The following is an 8,027-nucleotide window of genomic DNA, read 5'->3' on the forward strand; positions in this document are numbered from 1 at the left end:
CTGGCGCCGAGCGTCCACAACATCCAGCCGACGCGCTGGCGGATGTTCGCCGACGGCCGGCTGGCGCTCGTCGATGACACCAATGTGCGGGCGCCTATCGCCGACCCCACCGGACATGATGTCCGTGTGTCGCACGGCGCGGCGCTGGAAGGGATGAGCCTTGCGCTCAACCGGCGCGGATTGGCGATTGCCGATATCGCGATCGAGGAGCAGCCGCCCGGTTCATCCCATGCGGCGCTGTGCTGGCTGGCGATCGGTAGCAGCAGCGCGTCCGATCCGTTGACCGAGAGCGTGCCGCGACGAATGTCCTGGCGCGGCACTTTCCTTGCGTCTTTGCAAGATGAGGCTGCGTTGGCACAGCTTGCCGCCTCACGCCCCGATCTCGTCTGCATCCGCGATCGCAAGCAGATCCCCGACATCGCGGCCTGGGCTGACGAAGCCGAGCTTTCCTTCATTCGCGAGCCCGAATTTCGCCGTGAGCTGCTGGCCTGGATGCGGCTGTCGCCGAACGATCCGCTCTATCAGCAAAGCGGTCTAAACCGCGAGGCAATGGCGATGAGCGCCATCGAGGCAGCCGGCGCGGGCCTCGTGTTGGGGGCGCTGTTCCCGTTGCTCGACAGGCTCGGTCTTGCGGCACCCCTGCTGTCCGACCGCGCCAAGACGCAGTCGGCGGCCGCCATCGTCCTGTTCTGCCGGCCGCGTGGGGAGGACCCACTTGTGAGCGGCCGTCATTTCTATCGTGCCTGGCTCGAGATCGATCGCGCGGGGCTCGCAGCCTGCCCGATGTCGTCGCTGGCCGATAACCCGGCCTTCAATGACAGGCTGCGTGCCATGGCCGGGGTCGGCGACGAGCTGCGTCTCGTCAATGTGTTCCGCGTCGGCCATCTGCCGCAAGCGCGAGCGCCGCGGCATTTCCGGCTGCCGGTCGATCAACTGATCGTCTAGCGCCGTCCCATATCGCGGCTGCGAAATGCAACCGAGCCATGACGGATCGCGCGGGTGCACGCCCTTGCGCCGCGGTGGAGGTCGGAGCACTCTGCGCGGGCGGCGCATAAGAACGTCGCCAATAAAGACCTGCGCGAGGAAGCTCCATGGCGGCGACGCGGATCGACTGCGACATCCACCCGGCGGTTGGTGGCACCCGCACGACGCTGCTTCCCTATCTCAGCGATCACTGGAAAGAGCAGGTGGTGAGCCGCGCCATCGACGGCCTCGACCTCACCTCCTATCCGCCGAGCATGCCGCTGTCGGGCCGCGCCGATTGGCGACCGGCCAACGGCGCCAGGCCCGGTTCCGATCTTGCCATGGTGCAGAAGGGCGCGTTCGATCAGCTCGGCGCCAGCCACGCGATCCTCAATGTGCTCTATGGCGCGCAGGCCGTGTTCGACGCCTACATGGCGGCCGATTTCTGCAAGGCCATCAACGATTGGATCGCCGCCGAATGGCTGTCGCGCGATCCGCGCTTGCGCGCTTCCATCGTGGTGCCCATGCAGGACCCGGATCTCGCGATCGAGGAAATCGAGCGCCGCGCCGGCGACAACCGCTTCGTTTCCATCCTCGTGCTGGCGCAGGGCGAGACGCTGCTGGGCCGGCGGCACTTCTGGCCGGTCTATCGGCTGGCGGAGAAGTACAAGCTGCCGCTCGCGATCCACGCCGGCACGCAATATCGGCAGGCGCCGAGCTCCGCGGGGTGGCCCTCGCATCGCTACGAATATTATTTCGTCGAGGCGCAGGCCTTTCAGGCGCAGATTTTGAGCCTGATCTATGAGGGCGTGTTCGGCAAGTTTCCGAACCTGAAGGTCGTGCTGATGGAGTCGGGCGTCAGCTGGCTGCCGGCCTTCATGTGGCGGGCCAACAAGACCTGGCGCGGTGTCCGTGTCGAGGTTCCATGGGTCGAGCGCGAGCCGGCCGCGATCATCCGCGAGAATTTCCGCGTCACCATGCAGCCGTTCGATGCGCCCACTGATGCCAAAAGCGTCGAGGAGATCATCGACCAGATCGGCTCGGAAAAGATGTTCCTGTTTGCGTCCGACTATCCGCACTGGCAGTTCGACGGCGACGATCCGATCCCGCCCAACCTGCCGAAGAGCATCATTGAAAAGATGTGCATCGACAATCCGCTGGAGACGTTCCCGCGGCTGTCGCTCAACTGATCATTGGAGGTTCGCATGAGTGATGTCATCGACCGTCCGCTACGCGACGACGAAAAGCCTGCCGCGACGCGGTTGCGCATCGTCGATTGCGACGTGCATCCGAGCCTGCGCTCGGCGGATGATCTCAACGAGTTCCTGCCGAAGCGTTGGCAGCAGCATCTGAAGGAATATGGCAGCCATCTGCGCACGCCCTATCTCTTCACCACGCCCTATCCGCGCTCCTCGCCGCTGATCGCCCGGCGCGATGCCTGGCCGCCGACGGGCGGTGTGCCGGGTTCCGATCTCGCCTTCATGCAGAAACAGCATCTCGATCCGCTCGACGTCGAGTTTGGCATCCTGCAGGTGCTCGATCTCTTCATCTTCTCGCAGCAGAACCTGGAATTCGGTGCCGCGATCCAGCGCGCCATCAACGACTGGCAGCTGGCGTTCTGGTCGCACCGCGATCCCCGCCTGAAAGCCTCGATCCTGGTCGGGCAGGACGGTGTGGATCTTGCCATTGCCGAGATCGAGCGCTGCGCCAAGATCGGCGAATACATCCAGATCAACGTCTCGCCGCGCGCCAATGAGCCGCTCGGTCGCCGCCGCTATTGGCCGATCTACGAACGCGCACAGGAGCTCGATTTGCCGCTCGGCATCCATGTCGGCGGCTATGGCGGCCACGCGCCGACCGGCGGCGGCTGGCCCTCCTATTATGTCGAGGAGCACCAGTCCAACGCGCACACCATCGCGGCGCAGCTTGCGAGCCTCGTCATCGAGGGCGTGCCGGAGCGCTTTCCCAAACTGAAGATCGTCTTCATCGAGGGGGGCTTCGGCTGGATCCCGTCGGCGGTGTGGCGCATGGACCAGCACTTTGAGCGCTTCCGCAGCGAGGTGCCTCATTTGAAGCGCAAGCCGTCGGAATATGTGCGCGAAAACTTCTGGTTCACGACCCAGCCGATCGACGAGCCGGACGAGGCGCGGCACCTGCGGTCGCTGATCGAATGGGTCGGCATCGACCGTCTGCTGTTCTCGTCGGACTATCCGCACTGGGATTTCGACGATCCGCGCTTCGCCTTCAAGACGCCGCTGACCGAAGCCGAGCGGAAGAAAATCTTCAGCACCAACGCCCGCGCGGTCTACAGGTTCTGAGACCGGCATGGCCCGTCACATCGTCGCCACCACTTCGGAGATCCCGCCCGGCGGCAACAAGGTCGTCGACGTCGCCGGCCGCGATATTGTCGTGTTCCACGTCAATGGCGAGTTCTTCGCGCTGCTGAACCGCTGTCCCCACGAGGGCGCGCCGCTGGAGAAAGCCGCCTGTGTGGCGCGGCTGACCTCACCGGAGCCCGGTGTCTATGAGCGTTCCCGCGTCGGCGAGATGCTGCGCTGCCCCTGGCACGGCTGGGAGTTCGACATGCGCAACGGCCAGTCCTGGTTCGACCCGAAGCGTGTCAAGATCCGGTCATATCCCGTCGCGGTGGAACGCGGCGACGAGCTCCAGAAGGGGCCCTATGTTGCCGAGACGTTTCCGGTGCATGTCGAGGACAGTTATGTGATTGTCGAGGTCTGAGCCGGCATTGCGGATTGAGATTCCAGCCTAGGTGCGTTATGGCTCTCGCGCTTTCCAGAGGCGGAGATGAGCTTTGTCGAAACAATCCCTGCGTGAGGAGGCCGAGCGCCTGATCCGCGAATCGATGGAAAAGAAGACCATCGTCGTCAAGCAGGGCGCGACCCGCATCGAGGCCGTCTGCGGCAAGTGCGGCGCGCCAAACCGGGTGCAGGCTGAAAAGGGCCAGACCCGGGTCAAGTTCGCCTGCAAGAATTGCGGGCATCAGCAGGAGACGCTGTGACCCCTCATCCTGAGGAGCCCGCCGAAGGCGGGCGTCTCGAAGGATAGAGGCCCGAGACGGGCCTGCATGGTTCGAGGCGCGCGTTCCGTGCTTCTCACCATGAAGGTCTGATAGTTACTCCCCCTTCACGAACTTCGCGAATGCATCCGCATAGTCCGGATGCCACCGCGACAGCGGCGGGCGGTTCTCGACGATGTCGCCGGCAGCCCACAGCACGCGCTTCTCGTCGAGCGCGCGCGGCACGTCGTTGTCGGGGCACAGGATGTAGAAATCGCCGGCTTGCAGTCGCGCCAGCATGAAGTCCACGGTCTGCTCCGGCGTCCAGGCGCCGGCCGGTTTTTCCGTGCGGCCCTTCGCGGTGAGGCCGGTGAAGACGAAGCCGGGGATCAGGAGGTGCGCGGTGATGTGGCAATCCCTGGTGTTGCGAAGCTCGTGCTGGAGCGCCTCGGTAAATGCCTTCACGCCGGCCTTGGAGACGTTGTAGGCGGGATCGCCCGGCGGCGTGGTGATGCCTTGCTTGGAGCCGGTGTTGATGATGAGGCCGCATTTGCCGCGCGCGATCATGCCGGGTGCGAAGATGCGCGAGCCGTTGATGATGCCCCACATGTTGACGGCGATGACGCGCTGCCAATTGTCGGGCTCGCCAAACAGCGTGCTGCCGGGCTGGATGCCGGCATTGTTCATGAGCAGGTCGGTGCCGCCGAAATGCGCGCCTACGGCGCGTTCCAGTTCCCTGACGCTCTCCGCCTTGCCGACGTCGACAGCGAAGGTCATCACATGTGTGGCAGGAGCGATCGATGACAGTTTTGCTGCGGCCTCCGCCAGTCGGGTCTCATCGACATCGGCGATGCACACCTTCATGCCGGCGCGTGCGAAGGCTGCGGCGGCGGCAAATCCGATGCCGGACGCGCCGCCTGTGATCACGGCGACATTGTCTTTGATGATGGCAGGGTGCGGCATGGTTCGTCTCCGAAAAGGGGCTCGGTCGAGCTATAACATGGCGCTCGCGCGACCCTGCACAAGTCGGCATGGGAGGTCTTCGTTCCACGCCGCCTTTACGGCTCTCCGGCACCGCTGTATTCTCTCCGACCTAACGGTCCTACCGAGATCGAACCAATCAATGACCTGACAGGGAGTGCAACCATGGCTGTGTCGCAGGCTATTCCGATCACGCGCCACCCGTTCGCCAACGGGTCCTACAAGCAGATGCTGATCGACGGGAAGTGGGTCGATGCCGCCTCCGGCAAGCGCTTCGAGACCCACAACCCCGCGACCGGCGAGTTGCTTGCGACGGTCGCCGAGGGCGACAAGGAGGACATCGATCGTGCCGTTGCGGCAGCCCGCCGCGCCTTCGAAGGTCCGTGGAGCAAGGTCAAGCCGTTCGAGCGGCAGAATCTGCTCTTGAAGCTTGCCGACCTCGTCGAGAAGAATTTTGACGAATTGTCGCAGCTCGACACGCTCGACATGGGCGCGCCGCTCAGCCGCACTCGCGCCTATCGCCTGCGCGCCGTCGGCATGCTGCGCTATTACGCCGGCCAGACCACCGCGATCCACGGCGAGACCATCGAGAACTCGCTGCCCGGCGAAATCTTCTCCTACACGCTGAAGGAGCCGATCGGCGTCGTCGGCGCCATCATTCCCTGGAACGGCCCTCTCACCGCGACGATCTGGAAGATCGGTCCGGCGATCGCAACCGGCTGCACCGTGGTGCTCAAGCCCGCCGAAGAGGCGCCGCTGACCTCGCTTCGTATCGCGGAACTGGCGATGGAAGCCGGCATCCCGCCCGGCGTCGTCAACGTCGTGCCCGGCTATGGCGAGACCGCGGGTGCCGCGCTTGCCTCGCATCATGACGTCGACAAGGTCGCCTTCACCGGCTCGCATGTCACGGGCCAGTCGATCATCCGCGCCTCGGCCGGCAACCTCAAGCGTGTCTCGCTCGAGCTCGGCGGCAAGTCGCCGGACATCGTGTTCGCGGACGCCGATCTCGATGCGGCCGTCCCCGGCGCCGCGATGGCGGTGTTCGCCAATTCGGGCCAGATCTGCAGCGCCGGCACGCGCCTGTTCGTCGAGCAGTCGATCTACGAGGAATTCGTCGGCCGCGTCGCCGAGTTCGGCAAGAAGCTGCAAGTCGGTAACGGCCTCGATCCCAACGTGCAGATCGGCCCGCTGGTGTCCGAGGAGCAACTCAAGCGCGTCACCGGCTACCTCGACATCGGCCAGAAGGAAGGCGCCAAGGCCCTTGCCGGCGGTGGCCGAGCCACGGAAGGCGCGTTGTCGAAGGGCTTCTTCGTCTCGCCGACGGTTTTCGCAGGTGTGCAGGACAACATGCGCATTGCGCAGGAGGAGATTTTTGGCCCCGTCATCTCCGCGATCGCGTTCAAGGACATGGACGAGCTGGTCAAGCGCGCCAACAACACCACGTTCGGCCTCGGTTCGGGCCTGTGGACGCGTGACGTCAGCAAGGCCCATGCGGTTGCGAAGAGCCTGCGCGCCGGCTCGGTGTGGGTGAATTGCTACCAGGCGATGGACCCGGCCGTGCCGTTCGGCGGCTACAAGATGAGCGGCTACGGCCGCGAGTCCGGCAAGCAGCATGTCGAGGAATATCTCAACGTGAAGGCGGTCTGGGTCAAGACGGCGTAAGGCCTGTTCTCTTCCGCGTTCCGCGAGAGGGAATATCTGCTTTTGATGGGCGGCGCCTTTTCCGGTGGCCGCCCCTCGTTATATGATCCGCATCCTTCCATAGAAAGTCGGGGCCCACATGAAGTTCGAGGCGTTGTTCAAACCGTTGCAGGTCGGTCCGTACAAGCTCGCCCATCGCGTCGCGATGGCGCCGTTGACGCGCATGCGCGCCGAGCGCGAGAGCTTTTCGCCACGGCCGCTCAACGCCGAATATTACGGCCAGCGCGCAACCAAGGGCGGCCTGCTGATCGCCGAGGCCTCGCCGGTGCTCTCGCACGGCCGCGGCAATCCGGCGACACCCGGCATCTATTCGGAGGCGCAGATCGCCGGCTGGCGCAAGGTGACGGATGCCGTGCATGCCAAGGGCGGCATCATCTTCCTCCAGCTCTGGCACGTCGGCCGGGTCTCGCATTCCTCCTTCCACGGCGGTGAGCTGCCGGTCTCGGCCTCGGCGATCGCGATCAAGGCCGAGGGCATGAAGGCGATGACCGCCGACGGCAATATCGCCGATTACGAGACGCCGCGCGCCCTGGAGACCGACGAGGTCAAAGCTATCGTCGAGGCCTTCCGGCAGGGCGCCAGGAACGCGCTCGCCGCCGGTTTCGACGGCGTCGAGGTCCACGGCGCCAATGGTTATCTGCTCGAGCAGTTCCTGCAATCGCGCAGCAACCAGCGCACCGATCAATATGGCGGATCAATCGAGAACCGCGCGCGCCTGCTGCTCGAAGTCACGCAGGCCGCGATCGACGTCTGGGGTGCGGGCCGCGTCGCCGTCCGCCTGTCGCCGCACGGCATCGCCAACGATTCCGGCGAGCCCGATCCGATGCCGCTCTACACCCATGTGGTGAAGGCGCTCGACAAGCTCGGTCTTGCCTATCTCCATTTCATCGAACCGCGCTCCAGCGGCGCTGGCCGGGCCGACGTCCATTGGGAGAATGTGCCCTCCGCAATGGTGCTGTTCCGTCCGCACTACAGCGGCGTGCTGATGACCGCCGGCGGCTTCACCGGCGAGAGCGCGAACGCGGCGATCGCCGACGGACACGCCGACATCATCGCCTTCGGCCGCATCTTCATCTCCAACCCCGATTTGCCGCGTCGGCTGGAGCACGACTATCCGATCACGCCGTACAACCGCGCGACGTTCTACGGCGGCGAGGAGAAGGGATATACGGATTATCCCGTTTATGACGAGCTGACGCCGGCGTAGGGACCTTCTTAGCCCGGATGGAGCGCAGCGAAATCCGGGTTTCGTCCCACGAGGCATAGATCCCGGATTGCACTTCGCTCTATCCGGGCTACGGGTCTATATTCGTCGCTCCGACGAGCCCACGAACTCCGTCATTGCGAGCGCAGCGAAGCAATCCAG

8 protein-coding genes are annotated in these 8,027 nt (G+C 64.7%); 7 read left to right on the top strand and 1 reads right to left on the bottom strand.

Features of this window, described 5'->3' with window-relative positions; translation table 11 throughout:
- The 5 genes from PMI42_RS37150 to PMI42_RS37170 form a co-directional block, all read left to right on the top strand.
- A partial coding sequence (locus PMI42_RS37150) for a nitroreductase family protein (protein WP_157195891.1) occupies positions 1 to 945 on the top strand: 945 nt, incomplete at its 5' end.
- Between the two features lie 146 nt (positions 946 to 1,091).
- A complete protein-coding gene (locus PMI42_RS37155; RefSeq protein WP_008145187.1) occupies positions 1,092 to 2,153 on the top strand; it encodes an amidohydrolase family protein in 1,062 nt (353 codons plus the stop codon).
- A gap of 15 nt (positions 2,154 to 2,168) precedes the next feature.
- The gene (locus tag PMI42_RS37160) at positions 2,169 to 3,281 is read left to right on the top strand and encodes an amidohydrolase family protein (protein ID WP_008145191.1); all 1,113 of its coding nucleotides are present in this window, start codon (positions 2,169 to 2,171) and stop codon (positions 3,279 to 3,281) included.
- 7 nt (positions 3,282 to 3,288) lie between these two features.
- Entirely contained in the window at positions 3,289 to 3,702 is a 414-nt protein-coding gene (locus PMI42_RS37165) for a Rieske (2Fe-2S) protein (RefSeq protein WP_008145193.1), read from the top strand.
- A gap of 73 nt (positions 3,703 to 3,775) precedes the next feature.
- Complete coding sequence (locus tag PMI42_RS37170) at positions 3,776 to 3,982, top strand: hypothetical protein (protein ID WP_008145196.1); 207 nt, start codon at positions 3,776 to 3,778, stop codon at positions 3,980 to 3,982.
- 114 nt (positions 3,983 to 4,096) lie between these two features.
- Here PMI42_RS37170 and PMI42_RS37175 read toward each other — a convergent pair whose 3' ends face one another.
- Entirely contained in the window at positions 4,097 to 4,942 is an 846-nt protein-coding gene (locus tag PMI42_RS37175) for an SDR family NAD(P)-dependent oxidoreductase (RefSeq protein ID WP_008145199.1), read from the bottom strand.
- Positions 4,943 to 5,125: 183 nt separating this feature from the next.
- On the opposite strand from PMI42_RS37175, the gene PMI42_RS37180 reads away from it, so the two are divergent.
- Both PMI42_RS37180 and PMI42_RS37185 read left to right on the top strand, forming a co-directional pair.
- Positions 5,126 to 6,622, top strand: a complete 1,497-nt coding sequence (locus PMI42_RS37180; protein ID WP_008145200.1) for an aldehyde dehydrogenase family protein — start codon at positions 5,126 to 5,128, stop codon at positions 6,620 to 6,622.
- A gap of 118 nt (positions 6,623 to 6,740) precedes the next feature.
- Positions 6,741 to 7,868, top strand: a complete 1,128-nt coding sequence (locus PMI42_RS37185) for an alkene reductase (protein WP_008145202.1) — start codon at positions 6,741 to 6,743, stop codon at positions 7,866 to 7,868.
- Positions 7,869 to 8,027: the final 159 nt, after the last annotated feature.

The sequence above is a fragment of the Bradyrhizobium sp. YR681 genome (assembly GCF_000282615.1).
In the GTDB taxonomy this organism is placed as follows: Bacteria; Pseudomonadota; Alphaproteobacteria; order Rhizobiales; family Xanthobacteraceae; genus Bradyrhizobium.

What these genes read in the sequence shown, in the direction of transcription:
- PMI42_RS37165 (WP_008145193.1), top strand. Translation starts at nt 3,289, where the DNA reads ATGGCCCGTCACATCGTCGCCACCACTTCGGAGATCCCGCCCGGCGGC.
- PMI42_RS37160 (WP_008145191.1), top strand. Translation starts at nt 2,169, where the DNA reads ATGAGTGATGTCATCGACCGTCCGCTACGCGACGACGAAAAGCCTGCC.
- PMI42_RS37180 (WP_008145200.1), top strand. Translation starts at nt 5,126, where the DNA reads ATGGCTGTGTCGCAGGCTATTCCGATCACGCGCCACCCGTTCGCCAAC.
- PMI42_RS37185 (WP_008145202.1), top strand. Translation starts at nt 6,741, where the DNA reads ATGAAGTTCGAGGCGTTGTTCAAACCGTTGCAGGTCGGTCCGTACAAG.
- PMI42_RS37155 (WP_008145187.1), top strand. Translation starts at nt 1,092, where the DNA reads ATGGCGGCGACGCGGATCGACTGCGACATCCACCCGGCGGTTGGTGGC.
- PMI42_RS37175 (WP_008145199.1), bottom strand. Translation starts at nt 4,942, where the DNA reads ATGCCGCACCCTGCCATCATCAAAGACAATGTCGCCGTGATCACAGGC.